General features: G+C 41.9%; 25 protein-coding genes. 6 read left to right on the forward strand and 19 right to left on the reverse strand.

All coding sequences use genetic code 11. The annotated features are described in order from the left end of the window. The first annotated feature begins 105 nt into the window (after positions 1 to 105). Entirely contained in the window at positions 106 to 360 is a 255-nt protein-coding gene (locus H6G96_RS30785; RefSeq protein ID WP_242063459.1) for a hypothetical protein, read from the forward strand. A gap of 49 nt (positions 361 to 409) precedes the next feature. On the opposite strand, the gene H6G96_RS30790 is transcribed toward H6G96_RS30785, so the two are convergent. The 17 genes from H6G96_RS30790 to H6G96_RS30865 all read right to left on the reverse strand — a co-directional run bounded on the left by H6G96_RS30790 (position 410) and on the right by H6G96_RS30865 (position 9386). Further along, complete coding sequence (locus H6G96_RS30790; protein ID WP_190916691.1) at positions 410 to 2215, reverse strand: hypothetical protein; 1806 nt, start codon at positions 2213 to 2215, stop codon at positions 410 to 412. 11 nt (positions 2216 to 2226) lie between these two features. Next, on the reverse strand, positions 2227 to 2943 hold the full coding sequence (locus H6G96_RS30795) for a hypothetical protein (RefSeq protein ID WP_190916693.1): 717 nt from the start codon (positions 2941 to 2943) through the stop codon (positions 2227 to 2229). Between the two features lie 3 nt (positions 2944 to 2946). Further along, positions 2947 to 3357 (reverse strand): hypothetical protein, encoded by a 411-nt coding sequence (locus H6G96_RS30800; protein ID WP_190916694.1) that lies wholly within the window; start codon positions 3355 to 3357, stop codon positions 2947 to 2949. Between the two features lie 163 nt (positions 3358 to 3520). Further along, a complete protein-coding gene (locus tag H6G96_RS30805) occupies positions 3521 to 4231 on the reverse strand; it encodes a hypothetical protein (protein WP_190916696.1) in 711 nt (236 codons plus the stop codon). Positions 4232 to 4358: 127 nt separating this feature from the next. Beyond that, a complete protein-coding gene (locus H6G96_RS30810) occupies positions 4359 to 4823 on the reverse strand; it encodes a hypothetical protein (RefSeq protein ID WP_190916698.1) in 465 nt (154 codons plus the stop codon). A 235-nt stretch (positions 4824 to 5058) separates the two neighbouring features. Further along, complete coding sequence (locus tag H6G96_RS30815; RefSeq protein WP_190916700.1) at positions 5059 to 5304, reverse strand: hypothetical protein; 246 nt, start codon at positions 5302 to 5304, stop codon at positions 5059 to 5061. Continuing rightward, entirely contained in the window at positions 5288 to 5422 is a 135-nt protein-coding gene (locus tag H6G96_RS42515; protein ID WP_277932987.1) for a hypothetical protein, read from the reverse strand. Before H6G96_RS42515 ends, H6G96_RS30815 begins: the two co-directional genes overlap by 17 nt. A gap of 16 nt (positions 5423 to 5438) precedes the next feature. Beyond that, complete coding sequence (locus tag H6G96_RS30820) at positions 5439 to 5717, reverse strand: hypothetical protein (protein WP_190916702.1); 279 nt, start codon at positions 5715 to 5717, stop codon at positions 5439 to 5441. A gap of 32 nt (positions 5718 to 5749) precedes the next feature. Then, on the reverse strand, positions 5750 to 5962 hold the full coding sequence (locus H6G96_RS30825; RefSeq protein ID WP_190916704.1) for a hypothetical protein: 213 nt from the start codon (positions 5960 to 5962) through the stop codon (positions 5750 to 5752). 14 nt (positions 5963 to 5976) lie between these two features. Beyond that, positions 5977 to 6300, reverse strand: a complete 324-nt coding sequence (locus tag H6G96_RS30830) for a hypothetical protein (RefSeq protein WP_190916706.1) — start codon at positions 6298 to 6300, stop codon at positions 5977 to 5979. After that, complete coding sequence (locus tag H6G96_RS30835; RefSeq protein ID WP_190916708.1) at positions 6297 to 6497, reverse strand: hypothetical protein; 201 nt, start codon at positions 6495 to 6497, stop codon at positions 6297 to 6299. The genes H6G96_RS30830 and H6G96_RS30835 overlap by 4 nt, the downstream gene beginning before the upstream one ends. A 23-nt stretch (positions 6498 to 6520) precedes the next feature. Next, on the reverse strand, positions 6521 to 7294 hold the full coding sequence (locus H6G96_RS30840; protein ID WP_190916710.1) for an ERF family protein: 774 nt from the start codon (positions 7292 to 7294) through the stop codon (positions 6521 to 6523). 17 nt (positions 7295 to 7311) lie between these two features. Then, a complete protein-coding gene (locus tag H6G96_RS30845; RefSeq protein WP_190916712.1) occupies positions 7312 to 7572 on the reverse strand; it encodes a hypothetical protein in 261 nt (86 codons plus the stop codon). Between the two features lie 8 nt (positions 7573 to 7580). Beyond that, entirely contained in the window at positions 7581 to 7808 is a 228-nt protein-coding gene (locus tag H6G96_RS30850; protein WP_190916714.1) for a hypothetical protein, read from the reverse strand. Then, complete coding sequence (locus tag H6G96_RS30855) at positions 7808 to 8020, reverse strand: hypothetical protein (RefSeq protein ID WP_190916716.1); 213 nt, start codon at positions 8018 to 8020, stop codon at positions 7808 to 7810. The genes H6G96_RS30850 and H6G96_RS30855 overlap by 1 nt, the downstream gene beginning before the upstream one ends. Before the next feature lie 96 nt (positions 8021 to 8116). Beyond that, a complete protein-coding gene (locus tag H6G96_RS30860; RefSeq protein WP_190916718.1) occupies positions 8117 to 8551 on the reverse strand; it encodes a hypothetical protein in 435 nt (144 codons plus the stop codon). A 268-nt stretch (positions 8552 to 8819) separates the two neighbouring features. Continuing rightward, positions 8820 to 9386 carry a hypothetical protein gene (locus H6G96_RS30865; RefSeq protein WP_190916720.1) on the reverse strand — a complete coding sequence of 189 codons (567 nt, stop codon included), beginning with the start codon at positions 9384 to 9386 and terminating at the stop codon, positions 8820 to 8822. 13 nt (positions 9387 to 9399) lie between these two features. On the opposite strand from H6G96_RS30865, the gene H6G96_RS30870 reads away from it, so the two are divergent. The 4 genes from H6G96_RS30870 (at position 9400) to H6G96_RS30885 (ending at position 13413) form a co-directional block, all read left to right on the forward strand. After that, on the forward strand, positions 9400 to 9750 hold the full coding sequence (locus tag H6G96_RS30870; RefSeq protein ID WP_190916722.1) for a hypothetical protein: 351 nt from the start codon (positions 9400 to 9402) through the stop codon (positions 9748 to 9750). A 217-nt stretch (positions 9751 to 9967) separates the two neighbouring features. Continuing rightward, on the forward strand, positions 9968 to 10330 hold the full coding sequence (locus H6G96_RS30875) for a helix-turn-helix transcriptional regulator (protein WP_347242295.1): 363 nt from the start codon (positions 9968 to 9970) through the stop codon (positions 10328 to 10330). Between the two features lie 179 nt (positions 10331 to 10509). Beyond that, a complete protein-coding gene (locus tag H6G96_RS30880; RefSeq protein ID WP_190916724.1) occupies positions 10510 to 12108 on the forward strand; it encodes a hypothetical protein in 1599 nt (532 codons plus the stop codon). Positions 12109 to 12213: 105 nt separating this feature from the next. Then, the gene (locus H6G96_RS30885) at positions 12214 to 13413 is read left to right on the forward strand and encodes a hypothetical protein (protein ID WP_190916726.1); all 1200 of its coding nucleotides are present in this window, start codon (positions 12214 to 12216) and stop codon (positions 13411 to 13413) included. Between the two features lie 136 nt (positions 13414 to 13549). Here H6G96_RS30885 and H6G96_RS30890 read toward each other — a convergent pair whose 3' ends face one another. Both H6G96_RS30890 and H6G96_RS30895 read right to left on the reverse strand, forming a co-directional pair. Continuing rightward, on the reverse strand, positions 13550 to 14839 hold the full coding sequence (locus H6G96_RS30890) for a hypothetical protein (RefSeq protein ID WP_190916728.1): 1290 nt from the start codon (positions 14837 to 14839) through the stop codon (positions 13550 to 13552). Between the two features lie 7 nt (positions 14840 to 14846). Continuing rightward, complete coding sequence (locus H6G96_RS30895) at positions 14847 to 15857, reverse strand: hypothetical protein (RefSeq protein ID WP_190916730.1); 1011 nt, start codon at positions 15855 to 15857, stop codon at positions 14847 to 14849. Positions 15858 to 15955: 98 nt separating this feature from the next. On the opposite strand from H6G96_RS30895, the gene H6G96_RS30900 reads away from it, so the two are divergent. Continuing rightward, the gene (locus H6G96_RS30900; RefSeq protein WP_199339803.1) at positions 15956 to 16252 is read left to right on the forward strand and encodes a hypothetical protein; all 297 of its coding nucleotides are present in this window, start codon (positions 15956 to 15958) and stop codon (positions 16250 to 16252) included. The last annotated feature ends 18 nt before the right edge of the window (positions 16253 to 16270 follow it).

Consider the following 16270-nt stretch of genomic DNA (forward strand, 5'->3'; position numbering starts at 1 on the left):
TTGTCTCTTAAAAACCCCAAACATTCAAGATGTCGTAAGTCTATTTGAAACCATAAACCTGCCACCCCGGCAAACTTATGCTTACAGTCACATAAAGGTGCATTTATGGCTGATACTACAATGCTAGATAACCGTATAAATAAGCAAATAAATTTTGAACCATTAGAAGCGACAGTAGCAGCAACAGAAGAAGAGTCAGTAATATTAGCCGAAAAGCTCACACAGGTGGCAATTCCTTTACAAGTATTGTTACAAGCGCTGAATATAGCAAAATACGATAAGGCAGCAGCTTTCCGCTATGCTGACAAATATCTAACCAATACCAGAAAGTCGAAATGGGTTATTATCAAAACGGCTTGAAATTTTTGATGAAACGCTCGGTTGGATATCTTTCTCCTGATGTAAATTCTCAGTTTTGATTATTCCAAGGATTGAACTTATATTTAATTGGAGAATTTTGGAGTAATTTTTCAATTCCTTTTCGGATCAGCTCTGGTGGAACTCCGTCTAATTTCAACTCGGTTTGGATAAACTCATCAATGGAATTGGCTTTCGTCTTCTCTAAGAGCGCCAACATCTGTTGAGCTTGGGTTGTTGGTGTGCAAGACTCCTTAGTTTCAGCTTGAGAGGTTTGCTTATGACTTGGTGCAGAGTCAATAAAGTTTTTGGTATCCCGGTCATAACCAGAGAAATTCTTTAACAGAGGCATTGGTATCCATTCATTGATGCCGCCGTAATACACTGCTCTACCGACTGGTGATTGTGCAGCAATCTCCATTACTTGGGTTGAGGTAATCTTGCGATCGCTGGGAATGAGTTGAGTGGCAATCATGGCGTTGTAAGCTGGAACGTTATCAGGATGAACCAACGCCACTGAAGTTAACTGCGATCGCAGTCCGCCAGAAATGCCCAAGTCATCAGTGTGAGGATTTTGCACGACAATCCAGAAATGCCAACCGGAACTATCACCGCAAGAACAGTAAGAGATGATTTTGTCCTTGAGCCAACCAATCTCACCCTTGGTATTTTTAAATTTGGAACAGACAGCCGTTCCTTCATCCAAAATAATCAGCTTGGAGCCAGAGATATTTTGAAATTCGGTAAAGCATTCTTTGACCCATAAGACTGCTTCGACCGGAGACATTTCTAGGATTTTAGCCCGTTTAAAAGTATCAACACGACCTTTGAAATAACCGGTTTCTTTCTCGTCACCTTTGGGGTCAATATAAAAGATGTGTATGCCAGGATGCAGTCGCTTAATAGCATCGATTGCATTGCTAATGGTGATACCCTTGCCAGAACCAGGGACACCAACCCACAGCATATTGGTAACTTTTTTAGCAATGTGAGCGATTAAGTCATATTCAGTCTCTTGCTTTGAGGTGTAAGTGGAGATTTCGGTATTGACTGAAGGGGAAGAGGCACTTTGCATGGGAGAAATTTTCCCTCCGCTCCCAGCTTCCTGCCCTGTTTCCTGTTCAAACCTTGCTCCCACAGCATGATTTGGTAATTGAGCAAATCGAGCTTGTGGGATACCAAGATTTTGCGGTTGTATGGCCTCTTGAATAACTGTTACTTGTTGGTAGTTAACTCGCGGGTCAATTGTCACTTGCGCTAAATGCCCAGACAATTGCTCACGGGTGGGAAACTGCCCACGTAGCTGAATAAACCAATCAAGTAACCAACGGTAAGCATAAAATCTTTTCCCAGGGTCAACGGCATTCAGGTATTCACACACAACATGAGAACATTGTTTGAGCATGGCGAACTCATATTTCTCCATTGGCTCCAAGTGAAGCATCAAGTCAGCAATTTCATTTTGGTTAGCAAAATATTCAACTCTAGCGACGCTATCACCCATTGCCGAAAGGAAAGTAAAGAAGTCGCCACGGATAAAGGGAATCGGTGCAAATTGATGGGTATCGTTGAGGTCTTGCACAATAGACCATAAGTATCCCACTCCTGCAACCATTGCACCGAGCGGAGCAAGTGGGGAAGTGGCATAGCAAACTGCACCAGCGGCCGCTGTCGCTAAAGTAATGAACTTAGCAAGATTCATGCCATTACGCTCATCTTTGGCGCGGACTAATAACTGATCTTGACGCTCCTGTAACCAAGAGGCGGTATTCCCAGCTTCCAAATACTCAATGCTGGGGTAGTCGTCACGCAGTAGTGCCGTTTCTTTGGTTCCTAGCATTGGTATTTGTTGCTGCATGTGAATCCCTCTTACTTAGTTAATTTCCAAATGCTGTAACCAATCTCGCCTGCCATCATTGAGGCTACATTGTAAGCAAAACAAGCCAGGATTAAACCTGGGTTAGTGTAGCGGAAGGGATTACGACCAACGAAGGTAGTAGTCAGATCCAAAACCCAGAAAAATAGTGCGATCGCTCCCCCTGTATGACGTTCTTTCATGCCAGCCTTCTTGTAATCACCCCACAATGCCACTGTCAGGTCGATATTCCCATTCGGTTTACTGCCGAGTGTGTATTGTTTTGATTCCTCAAACTCATGCTTGGCTTGATTTGGGTCTTTGCCACGCAATGTTCGTGCCTCCATCACTTGCACTAATGCAGAGATGCCAAAACTAATCCAAAACAACACATTGAACGGTAATTGTAACCAACCGATCCAACCGATCCATTCTTGCTCAAACCACGGGAGGAGGGGTTTTCCCTGGAATAAAACTTGCCAGATGCTATCAGTAGAAAGCAGTGTACCAATCCAGAAACCAATTGCACCAACCAGTTTGTATCCGGGTGTGCCTGGAGTAACGAATTGGGCAATGATATGTGAGATAAAGATGACTGGCAGTGAGATTAATGCCACAATCCACCGAGCTAATAATTCTAAGTAGTCACTCCCTCCTTTTTTCGGCTCTTTTTGTGGTGATGATTCTGGTTTTGGTTGTGAATTAGATTTGTTTGGAGTGAGATATTTCATAAATCAATCACGGGAATCTTGGTACAGTGGCGAATTCTTACAAGCGTTTTTGAATCTATACTTCCACCGCCATTGCCTCTGTTCAATGCGTCCAATACATAAACCAGTTGAGTCATACACAAAAACTGTCTCATCTTCTAAATAACCTGTAGTGTCAGGTCTAGGGTTACGTTTTTTTGAGTCTAAATAGTTCCTGATTCGTAACTTACTAAATGAGGGCGTAACTCCAAGAGAGTTAATTTTGTCTGCGGTCGCTGCCCTTTGCTCGGCTTTAATGCGTTCTAGTTCTTCAGACTCTCGAATCGTAATACCACTGTTGTAAGTTTTGAATTGGGCTGGCAGTTGCGATAACCAAGGACTTGCGATTAACCCCATGCCCAATAATCCTAACATGGCTTGCTTTTGGTATTTCATAAGCACTCAGCCGGAATATTCTACTGTTGAAGACCGTCGATACTTTGCGTTTTTTGGGGTGGCGGTGCATTAGCAACACGAATGTAAACAGACAGCCCAATACAAATTAAGAAAAAAATAATTGAGAATCCGAAAAGATTCTGCTCGAAGAACTTGCGCCATTTTAAGCTGGAGATTGGAATTGCTTGTTCAACAAAGAGCGTGTCAAATTTTTCAGATCCTGAATTGTCGCGGGTCGTGTAGACTTTTTTTCTGATGTCGGTACTCCTAGTTCTTGTAAGAATGCTTCCGGGTCAAAACCAGAAGTTGCAGTATTAGTGAGTTTTTGAACCTCTTGTTTTACCTCATCCCCAGTCTTTAACCCGTACTCTTGGGTAATTTGTTGCCTGATTTCGGGATTCTTGGCCAACTGATAAATAAACGCTATTTCATCAAAACCTTGCTCTGTGCGTCGCTGTAATGAACGAGCATCAAGTTCACTCGTGATTTCATCGAACAATTCTTGCTCAAATTCATGAACTGCCAGCGCTTGAGCAACAGCCTTGCCTGCCACAATGTCCAAGAACGCTTTAAACGTTTCCCGACTGACTCCAGCAAGATGTAATTGTTCACTCACACTTTCTATAGCTTGAGTTTGTATATTCGCCAAATTGCTTTCACCTCCTAACAGCTTCGATTTGTCGAGGGTTGCTTGCGCTAGATTGAACAACTTTTCTAAGCGATCGCTGATTTCTACAGGAAATTCTTCTGCATTTGGATCAACAGCTGGATCTGACTGAGCCAGTTGTTCTAATCCAGCAATGATTTGCTCTGGCTTGTAGTTAGCACTCAATAATTCAAATAATTCTGCACGAGTAAATATGCTATCCGACATGATGTGTTTCTCCTAAACTGTGTGATGTCAAAAAGAAGAAGGGGAGCAGGGAGCAAGGGGGATGGACTGAGACGGAGCTTGTACTTCTTTTCTAGATAAACGCTCGCTTAAGGGCGGGGCTTCATACTTATGTTCCGCTATGCTCCACGCAAAGTTTTGGACTTGACTTACTCTCCCTGCCCCCTGCTCCCTTCCCCTCTGCCTCTTCTGTAAATCCCAGTTGTTCTTGTTCAAACTGGGCACGGGTGTACTGGACTTTATTCGCTTCAACAATTGCTTCGACAAGAGCTTTTTTATCAATCCCTTGAGTGATATCTCCAAACAATTCACCAATCTTTGCTATCACCCACACTTGATAAGATGTGATCGGTGCAGCACGGAGATTTTTCTCTTGAGCTAATGCCTGCATCCTTATAAGTATTAATCTATACTCTGGAATCAAAGAGGCGACTTTTGCCCATCGTTCCAATGTCCGGGGACAAATACCTATAATTTTCGCCGCTTTCGCTTTTGACATTGGTAAAACTAAGGGATTTACCCCTGATTGGCTTTGTTTTTGATTAAAAAGTTGTTTTCTCCATCCTGATTCCATGAACTTAGTCAAATCCGTATCAATAGCCTCAAAAAGATAGTCAATATCCGTAGCATCTAAGTGTCAATATGGATATCAATATGGATGTCCATGTGGATATCAATGACCAGTGTCTATTGACTGTCTATTGACCTTGCTCTCTTATAATAAAAAACCGCACCAAGCGGTTCAAGCTACTAAGTTGACAACTTTGTTGACAACTTTGTTGATAACTCATAAATTTTCAGTGGGATATTTACCAAGCTCCCTCGGGGCGAAAACTCTTACCTTCTTTCAACCATTTATTATGATGTATTGCGGCTAAAGCTTTTACTCTCGAAGATGGTTGACGATGAGTTCTAGATGATTTTTTGCAGGCATAAGCTGTCATTGTTCTGGCTCTAATATTTAAATATCCTGATGCCTCTTCAAAACTTAATCCCCAAATTTCACAAAAAACTAATGGGTCAAGTTCTTTGATTTCTTCAGTTTGTGCGGTCATACTTTAGCTCAAAAGTTAAGTTTTGGGGTAACTGCCATTTCTGGCAGAAGCGATCGCCTTCTTTGTCCGGTAGCGATCGCTTTAATTTATGCTTGGCTCTTTTATACGAACTGGGCAAATGATTTTCCGTATGGTCATTTTGAAGTCTGACTTTGTTTAACCAACACTGAACGCAGGTACTGCCGACAGGCTGTCTCTCCCCGATAAATCAGAATCCGCAGTGCCTGTATTTCCTGCATTGGAGAAACACAGATTTCGGCAATCGCAGCAATCAAATTCTGTTGCTTCTGCACATAATCTTGATGTTGCTGCTCTAACACAGCAATTTTGGAGTTTAACTGTTGTATCTGCCGCAATGCTTGAGTTAAGGAAGATTCTCTGATTTGAGACTGGTTATCTAATGTTAATGTCATTTTTTTCTCCTTTAAATTTAGATTCTTTCTGCTTACTGTTGAGTTGCCTGCTGTACACCATCAATTGCATCTACTATTTCCTCTAAAACATTGAACGCATCATTTAGAACTACATCGTTTGATGTAGACAAATGCTCTGACGATTGAAGCCTGCGATAATCCTTACTACTCCCAACAAGCCGCAATGTATGTTGGCAACCTTGCAAGATAGTCCGAATCTCTGATGTGGTTAATTTGATTTCCATCGTTGTTTCTTCCCCTAAAATTTATCTCGTTGAATGCTGAAGATTGCTCCGACTAAAGAAGTCCCTAAGAAGGCAGAAAAACTTACCAGCATTGCACCCAAGCAGATACTTTTCTGTTGCTGCCAGTAATGAGAACTCGTAGCAATCTCTATTCCCCAGCATCCCATTGCCCCTACTCCTGAAAAGCAAGTCTTGAGCAGAGAGACAATTGCAGTTGTTTCTATGATGCGATCAATGAAAATCCTGGGGTTGAATCTTCTCCTAATACGGCGGCGAAGAACCATTTTACTCTTGTAGTCTAATTGAGATTGGTAAACAACTTGTTTGTGATTAGTCATTTGGAATCCTCCAATTCAATAAAAAACCCTGCACCAATATTGCTAATCTTTACCTTTCTTTGATTGATCAAGGTTTGAATAACTGACAAACTGAAGTTAATATGACACAATCGAGCGCTACCCCCACAACGACGCAGGTATTGTATGCATAGTGAGGAATTATCAGTAGGAGTAGGATGAGTAGATTTTCGCGGCATGATATTTTTCCTATTGGTGTTATTCAATTAAGTTCAGGTAATTGTGCAAGCGCTCCTTCCATCCATGTTTGAATTGCTTCCATCTCAGAAACACCTCGTGCTACAGCATCAACTATGTGCTTTTGATAAGAGTTAGCAGCATGATTCGGATGTCCAAACTTATTACCAGCCCAAGCCAAACACATGGTTTTCACTAGTTCGTCAATCTGAACAGAATCAAGCTCACTCGGACTGGTAACATTTCGAGAATGCAGCCACTCTTTGACTAAATCGAGTGGATAATTTAAAAGTGTGCGAACTTCTTTGACTCGCAAATCTTTTGGGTTGATTGATGGTGGAGTTATAGCTTGTTTTGGTGGCTGAACTCTATACTGTTGATTGTCTTTCCTGGGTCTAATATTATTGTGCGGTTGGTCAGCCTTTTTAGGAGTACCAGCACCTTCACCATCATTATCTTCATCAGCAGTCACCGATAAAATTGCACAAACCGCATATCGTCGTGCATAGGTCAAAGCTGCACCAAATTTTTGAGAATCAGCAATCTCAGGTAAAGGATAGGTGCTGGTGATACTCTCTCCAGATTGATGAAAAATATGAGTCCGTAGCACGGTTTTACCTTCAAAGATTTCGGTGGTTTGAATTATTACTAATCCATGTTTACCAAGCGCAGGAGTGACAGCATCCAAAACAGCATCTAAAGTTGCATATTTGCGTTTATAGTGAGGATTAGTACCGTCTTTTTGAATGGGGTTAAACTCTGCCTTTGCTTTGATTAAAGCTTTGATTAATTCTTGCATTGTCCGGCTCCAAATTCTTACCAATCAGTTTCGTTAACATTGCCCGACACTTTTTTGCTAGATTTAGCCTTAGTAATCTGAAACTCTGAGGCTTTTAGCACAGGCATTGCCGCTTGTTTTACCGAAGCCTTGGCTTGGTGATAGAGAAATTGGGTTATTCCATCCGCGTCTTCTCCATCCTCGACTTGCGCCCATAGAGAACAGCCTAAATCGAGTGATTCAAAATTGCCGAGATTGAATTTTCTGGAGTAGCTAACAGATACAGTTGTGAATTTCATTTTGGTTATCAATTTTTTTCATTACTATCAACCATCTCAATGCTGAGTCTTTGGCATAAATCACCAGCTTTTACACCGATAATTCCTGGCTCTATTTCGGTAGATAATTCCTCGATAATTGAATGGAAGCCAGGGTCTTTATCATTGATTTCTACCTCAATCAAACCTGCATTATTCGATATAATAGTTGCCCAACTTGGTAAAGCTTGAGGAATACTCGTTGCATAGAATTTCATTACTCTGCTTCCTGATTAAACTTGACTTCAACAATTTCTTCTACACACCCCATTGCCTCGCCCAAGTAGTGCAGAACATCGCCCAAATGAGTTGCTGCTTCTGGGTCAATCTTCTTGTCTGCAATCAACAAAAGCCAATTTTCGTTTTGGGCAATCGCCTGAATCTTCAGGTAGCACGAGTTGAAAGTTTTCAGTATTTCTATCGGTTCCATTGGCTTATCCGATGAGTTGTGTTGTTCTATTCCGATAAACTGATAATTTAGCTTTGTTCTTCAGTTACAGGTGGGTCTTACTGCCCACCCGTTTCCTTACGCTGCAACTAAATCTCTAGTTTCTGGAACGTGTCTCTTTAACCGCTCCCACTCGTCACTCGTTAGCGCGTCAAATTCTTTGTCTAGCAACTCTTCTTCTGTGAGCGGTTGCTCTGTAGCCGTTCTTGATATCTTTGCCACGTTCAAAAATTCATCCAATTCAACTGCTGCATCAACCGGCTCGGCATATCGAAGAAAATCCACTCCGTTAGACCAGTGGGTGATGTGTTGAAATACCACCCCAATCATTGAATCAGCTTTGTACACTCGATAATTCCTGGGGCAGGCTCCATTAACGTAAACCAGTTTGTAACCAGAGATTTCTATGACCTCTGCGCTGGGGTCGGTTGGAGGCAGGAGAATTTTGTCTGTTGGATCATCCAACTGGGTTTCTTGAAGAGAAAATGGGCTAATCATATTGCAATATGCCATGATGATTTCGATTGTTTAAATTTGATTTGTGCGGCGATTGCAATTCTTTTGGTGTGCGATCGCCTTTTTCACTTTTAGGGCTAGGGATTTCTTACACTTCTGCGTTCGCATCTGCTGGAGGTAGCACAAAATTCTCTTAGCAGTCATAGAAACTCGGATCTAAAAGTGTGATGTTACTTGCTGGGCTATGTGTAATGATTATTTGTAATTGCATATAGGTGGCGATTGCAGTTGCTTGGTGTGCAATCGCCCTTCCTCACTTCAGCAACTAAGCCGCTACTACCGCTCGAACTCCCAACGACGCAATCACTTGTTCAGCACTAGCAGCCACGCGATTGAGTCCGTACTGTCTTGGTCTGGCGTACCAACTTTCTTGACTGCACCCGACGAAGCCGACAAAACGCCCGTATTGGTAGAGTTTGGTGCTGAACGAGAGCCAGTCAATCTCTCCGTGGTACAAACCAAAAGCAGTGCAAGCTGTTTCCAGTTCATCGCTTAAACGTTCGTTACGTTCTAGTGGTGTCTCTGGTAGAGTCGCTTTTACTTGCGCCACTCTTGTAGCGAACCAGTTGTGGTCAAAGGGGAGCCGTCCGCCTTCCACAAACTGCACCCCTACTGTGATTCCGCCTTCGATCCAGATTGTGCGAACTGATTCGGGTTGGACTTCGATAATCTCGCCAATGATGCGGCGGTCTCTGTTGGTGAGAGGATCTTGGGTGGGGGCTACAGCTTCGGCTTGGGATTCGAGGTGGGTGTATAGTTCTGCTTGGGCTGTGGCTTGTTCGTCACGAAAAGAAGTAGGAATTGCTTGCTGTGTTAGTGTTTCGTAAGTCATAATATTGATCTCCGTGATAGGGGAAAAGGCGATCGCTTTGTTTACCAGACGTGGGCGGTCGCCTTTGTTATGTGTGCAAACGACGTTGTGGTTTCGCACAACGCTCTCAAACTTGATTTGGCGTAGCCATATATTTGTGACTCAAAGCCAGTGGCACTTGAGTGGTACCAAAACAGGAGATACAGCGTATCAGGCGACGTGTACGACCTTAAACGCTTCAACTGCCGTCCGTCGTCCTGTTGGTAATTTCTTATTCAGTGCAAATCCATTTCCATGCTGTGTACCCCTCGCCTTCTCTGGTTGTGCCAGTGCCTCGGTTACTCATCAAGCAGTCACTTTGGATTGTGCTGTCAAAGTTCTGTAGTTTTTAGTGCTTCTTTATTTATTGGAGAGGCATAACACTTTTTCCTCCTTGTTAATTACAAGTCTAACTTGGAATACAGCCTGATGTCAAGAGGTAAACTTGTATTTTTATAAGTTTAATTTGTAAATATATTGATTATTTTTGTATATTTCAAAGTCTGAGTGCTAACATTTGTACTAGTGTTAGGTAGCGGAGTACATTTAAGGTGTTGATTTTTGTGAATCAGACTTTGATTAAGTGGAAACTAAAAGAGGTAATGGCAAGATATGACATCAAGGCGGGTGATCTTGCCAATGAGTTAAATCTCAGTGCTAATTCAGTATCAAATTTACGGAAAGCCAAAACAATGCCACGCTTGGATGGTCATTCCCTAAATAATCTCTGTAACGCACTAAATCGTCTAGCGCACGATTTAGATAGGCAGATTACTCCGTTCGATTTAATTGATTACACCCAAGATTCAGATACTTCTGCCTCTTCTGAAAACCCTAACAGCAGCAGTAAGAGTAGCGCACTAAGTCAAGGCCGAAAGTCTTCAGCAATTGATGCTGAAAATCAAGCCTGTTTAACGGCTGCATAGCAAAAGCGATCGCCGCCCGTCACAGCAATGCGATCGCCTGCTCAATCCGTTTACCACAAAGTGAGCTAATTATAATGCTGACATATTTTTGGAAAAACCTTCCAAATCAGCTGCTGGGTTCACTTTGGTTAAACTGCAACACCCCAACTTTTAGGCATTTACCATAGTGAACAAGAGATATGCTGACACTAGACAGAAAACAAACAACAGCACTCGATTACAGTGTTGTCAACACCAGCATCCAAGAAACCTTTACTGCCATCAATAGGTTCGAGTGGCAAGTGGTAGATGAAATCCTCCAGATGCGGGAACAGCAGCTTTACCTGCAAGCTGGATACAAAAGCTTTGAAGAATACTGCCAGCGTGAATTATACGCCTGGGGTGGATACCGACGAATCAACCAACTGCTAGGAGCTAAAAAGGTCATAGACGCAGTTGGCGAGTTGGGCGGACACATCAAAAATGAGCGTCAGGCTCGTCCACTACTACGCTTGGTTAAGGAACCAGAAAAACTTAAAGCTGCTGTATCCCTTGCTCTAAAAGATAACCCTTCCCCTGGTGAATCAGACTTTGCTGCTGCCGCCCAAAAAGTGGTTCCTCAACTTCCACGCAAAAAACAATCTATTCAGGAACCAATGGTTCCCAAACTTGAAGAACCAGTGGTTCCTCAATTTGCTAAAGTCACGGTTTCACAACAATCACACCCAAGGTATGGGGAAGAGGGAAGCATTGAGGCAGACGCACCAAATCGCTGGCAACAGATTGTTACCTTTGCTGATGGCGAGAGGTTGTTGATCAACAATGCTGATTTAGATGCTGCTAGTGTCCCATTTTCCAGAGGACGGAACTATCCATCAGAATATACGGAAGCGATCGCTGCTATTGAAGAACGCCATAAACAAGAGTTAGAGAGCCTAGAGCAAGAACTGAGGATTGGCTTGCTTTCAGAAGTCACAGCTAGAGCCGAAGAACAAGTACAAGAACAACTCTCATCCTTGCAACAACTGTTCAAACAACAGAAAGAGCAAAACATCCAGTTACAGCAACGGCTGGATGAAATGGAGGGGTTGAGAAAGCTGGAGACTGAGAACCAACAGCTTAGGCAGCGCATTCAGGATTTGGAAAACGCTAAAGAGCCTAGAACTGGACAAGATTGGGGGAATACTTACACTAAACAAGGGGCTAAAGCGCTAAACAAGAAAGTTCAGCAAGCCTTGGAGAAGACAATTGATTTGCGATCACTAGCAGTTGAACCACCCAAGGAAAATGCCCAAGAATGTTTGCGGCTCATGGGCATGGCGTTAAAGAATCTCGCCAGTGCGATGAACAATACCCAAGCACTCGAAGCTGCGGCAATCATTCTCAGAAGCGAACCCACACAGCAAGCGATCGCATATCGAGCCGAGCAATTGGAAATGCTACCCCAAGCGGTTAGTGATATTCGGCGGGTGCTTGCAAAGCCTGGGTGTACTTGGCAAGAGTTTTGGAATATTGCCCAAGAGTACGAAGTGATTAAATCAGATTACTGGGCGGAATTAACAACCCAAGAGACTGATTTAATTACTGCTCTCCAGAAAACATCTTCTCAACCGGACACTATTGGCATCGGCTCTATTGTTGCCCATGCTGATCCATACCGCACTTTGTATGTGGAAAGAGGCGAGGTTGTAGAGGATTTAGGCGAGGAAGTAGTGGTTGCATGGGATTGCTGGAAGGAGCAATCGAAAAAGACTGATAGGTATTTCCGAGACGAATTGCGATTCTGGCAATCTCAATAGGCTTTCAGTGTATCGGTGACTTTTTAGACAACTAAATACAAGTACCAAGCCCCGCATCACAGTGGGGGAAATTTCCGTGCGTCAATATAAATAAGAAATTGTAAGATGACCGCAACTATTACAAAACCCAAACCCAAAAAGGCTGCTGCCGCTAAAGTACAGTCACCGTATAAGCGGCTTCATGTGATTATTCCCATCGAGGATATGTTATGGGCATCGCAACAAAAGCCTTCAATTACGCAATTGTGGCAGGAGTGTTGGACTGCTGACCCTTATGGTTCTCGGTGGATGCCTTTGTCCTCAGCTTTGGGGTACAGTACTTTTATCTCTGCAAAGAAAATTCTCTCCGAAAGCGGGTTGTTCATTTTTAAGCCGGATAAGTCGATTCAAGATGGCCGAGAAACAGCTAGCTGGATGGTGAAAAATTTGCACGGTAGCCGGATGAAGGAGTTTTGGGAGAAAGCCAATGCTGAAAATCAGCAACTAAATTCTGAAAAACGAGAACTAAATACTGGGGATTCAGAGAAAGATGCTGGCTGTGAAGAAATGCGTGCTTTGTACGAAGCATCTATTTTAGGTCCAAGTGATTCAGAGCAAAGGTTTCAGGAAACCTCACAAACTGCTCAGGAACAGCTAACGAACTCATCATTTGAGTTCGTTAGCTGTGTCTCTGACACGCTAAATGAGATTTTGCAAGTTGAAGAGACGGCTCATGCGCCCTTGGGGGGCGCATCGCCTCAGTTTGTTCAAAGCGTGTCAGAGAATGAGAAAGACTCGCCTACGGCGAATGACTGTACATCGCTAGCGCTTGTGGATGATGCACCAAGTCAACCTACTTCGTTGTTGGCTGAAAACCTCTCTTGTGGCGTTGAACCGAAAGACTGTCATGAAGGTACTTGTTCCGCCGCGCCCGTCGCCCAAAATGAATTTTCTTCAAGTTTGGCGATCGCTAATCAAACTCAGGAGCAGGTAGGACAGGGTTATTCTGCTTCCTCATTGGGAGAAAATCAAGTCTTTGGTGTAGGAGTCAAAGCAGATCATGAAGGTACTTGTTCCCCCGTGCCTGTCCTCAGTGCTGAAAAATGGTCACATGAGGCGATTGTAGCGCGGTCAAATGCGCGACCTGTAAGAAGGGAAAAACTGAATCGAGCGGTGAATTCGTCCGAGAATCCGGGGTTTGGCTTTTTGCAAGAGTGCTGGAATGATGACCCTGCTTTGCAGATTGTGATCAAGAAATTGCTGGGGAAGTTTCCGCAGTGGGGGGTTGCGATTGTGGATGGGGTGCTGGTGGATTGGGAGGAGTAGCGATCGCTTTTGTCATATTTCCTCGCCCATAACTCATCCCAAAGGTTTTTGATAAGTGAAGATGAAATGGTCGAGAAATACTGAACGAGTCGCACGCTTATGATAGATATTACACGGGTGAAGGATGCGATTGCACTTACATAATTTCTTTCCAGACTTCATTTATTTTTTCACGATTACGAATAATCTTTTCAGATGTTGTATCTCTAGCACTGGCTTGAATTATATGTACACTTTCTTTCATTAAACTTAGCCACTGAGGTAGATTAATTGCCACAGGATTACCTGAATAAATAAATATTTTTAGAAGATTTCCACTAGCTGCCATACCATGAGCTAAAAACAACATTTTGTGTAGCTTTAAATTTGATTTGATTTTAGCAATTTCGCTTAATCCAATAGAAGTATGCTTAAAGTTTTGAAGTTGCTCTTGATTTTCTAAACAAGATAAATAGTGATAACCTCTTACTATTAGTTCAATGACTGCTACAGAGGTTGACATAGTAATAAAGTGTCTTAAATCATATCCATTTAAATACATCCATCCAGATATGTCTGCTATGGTTTTTTGATTTGAGCCAAAGGAACCAAATTGTAGAAGTTGGAGGAATCCCCATCCTGGTATAGGGATTCCTGCCTTAGTACATACATCAGAAACTATATGACCTAGCCAAATTAGAGGAGCGAAAGCTTTATCTGCTGTTAAAATATCAAATGTTTTTAGTATGCGAAGTTTGCCATTAGTATCGAAAGCAGTTAGTGTGCCGTTTAAAATATCTAATGTTCCAAATATAAGACCAAATAATGGATCATGTCCAAGGCTCAATAACCTATGTGTTTTAGGAGTGAAACCCTTAATTTCAGGATTAATACTTTGGTCATACGGGACTTTACATACGTTTTCGCACCACCTCAAGAATAGATTTAATTTTCCTTCTTCATCAATTCCTAAATTTTTTAGCCACTGAGTAAAATTGCTGCCTTGTTGTTGATACTTACCTAAGTAATTAATGTCTTTAGGTATTTTGACAATTAAAATATCAACAATTGTAGCAATTAGCCCAGATAAAGCAACTATTATATAATCTAAAGTAGATAAGGTAGGAAGAAAATCGGGATTTTTCAGAACCTCTTCTTTTATTTTGCTTTCCACAAGTGAAGGATTGTAATTTAAGAAAAAATTATCATCCCACTGTAAATCGTTCGATGGTTGAGATATTTTACAAGGAGTATTTAATATGTTATTTAATTCTTCTGAAGAAATACCTATCTCTTCAGCTATACTGAGAATTTCATTTTCTAAGTTTGCTAAGACATCTGATTCTTTCTGTTGAAAAGTATAAATAATACGAAAATCTAAGTTAATAGCTCTAATTTTTTGGAATAATTCTGAAAACTCATCATCCCAGTTTAGTACTGTAGGCATATTATATTTATAGTAAATCTTGGTTTCTCTTCAAGGCATTTTTTAAGTACTCAATAGCCTTTTCCAGGTTTTCTATTTTCTGCTTATTTTTCTCCTTGTTAAGTAAAAGATCGTCTTTTTGATCCTCAAGAGAACGAATAGCTTGTCTCTGTTCCTTAATGATTTCCTGAGCTAAACGGATATCTTTCTGAATCAGCACAATCTCTTTCATAACTACTTCTAATTTGGCGGCTTGTGTTAGTGCCGAGTCTGGAGATTGGGCAAATACAGCACCAACCCCAGCACCAGCACCAGCACCGAGAATTGCGCCGCCAGCAATAATTACTGCAAAACCGCCAGCCATCCCAAAACCACCTGCGGCGATCGCTCCACCACCCAGAGCAGCTAAAACTGCTGATACGGCTGCTGCGCCAGATAAACCCGGTGCTAATATAGGGGCTAACAAAGCGGCAATAGCGGGAGTAAAAAATGCTGCTACAACTGCCAGTACAATAGCTCCAATTGCACCTATAAGTAAAGGATTCCAGCCACCTTTAATACCTTGTATGGCTTCGTCATAGTGAGATTTAAAACGTATAACAACACTTGAGTCTATATCTAATGTTCTAGCAAAAAACTTTAGTTTATTGACAAGTAATTCTTCATTAAATATTTTTAAATTTTTTAGATTATCGTCATTAGTACTGTTACCAAGCGAGTAGTAAGGTTTAAAAAGAGTTGTTTCTAGTAATATTAAACATAGAGTTAGTTTATTTCCAGCTTCATCCTTAATTTCGTTAATTAAATCTTTAAGTATTGGGAAATCAGTTAAAAGTTGCAAATCAGATTTAATAGTTGGATTTTGAGCAGCCTGACTTTTCAAGAAAATCTCTGTAGAGTCTTTCCATAGAGATAACCATTTTCGCTTAAATCCTTTTGTTGCAAAACTACTTTCATTATCTATGTCTGCTAATACTAAATGATACTGATAGCTGAACATTATCCTGGTTTGTTCCAGAGTTAACCCAAATTCTTTCATGTGTTATTGAAGTTAGAAAATTTAAATACTCATTTGCTGTTTATTTAGCATAAATTATTTTTTATACTAAAAGTCTAGTATTTGTACGCAAAATAATTTTGATTCAACGCACGATTAAGCGATGCTGGGAAAATGTACCGAGGGCGATCGCTTATTTGAAAGAAGCACTGCGGACTTGCAAGGGTATCAAGTCGCCGGAAGCTATATTTGTGGCTGCTTGTAAGGAGGATAGAAAACCGGAGTCAGCGCAGGTTCAATCTGCTGTGAAAGTTTGGTTTGAGTGGGCTAGGCAGAAGCGGATTGTGATTACTATGTCGGGGGAAGTTGTGTATACACCGGATGGTGAGGCGGTGGCGTTGGCGGAAATGATGCGGCGGTTTCCGATGTCGCAGTAGGGTTGTGCATCTGCTCAA

It is taken from the genome of Nostoc sp. FACHB-892, assembly GCF_014698795.1.
Lineage (GTDB): Bacteria > Cyanobacteriota > Cyanobacteriia > Cyanobacteriales > Nostocaceae > Nostoc.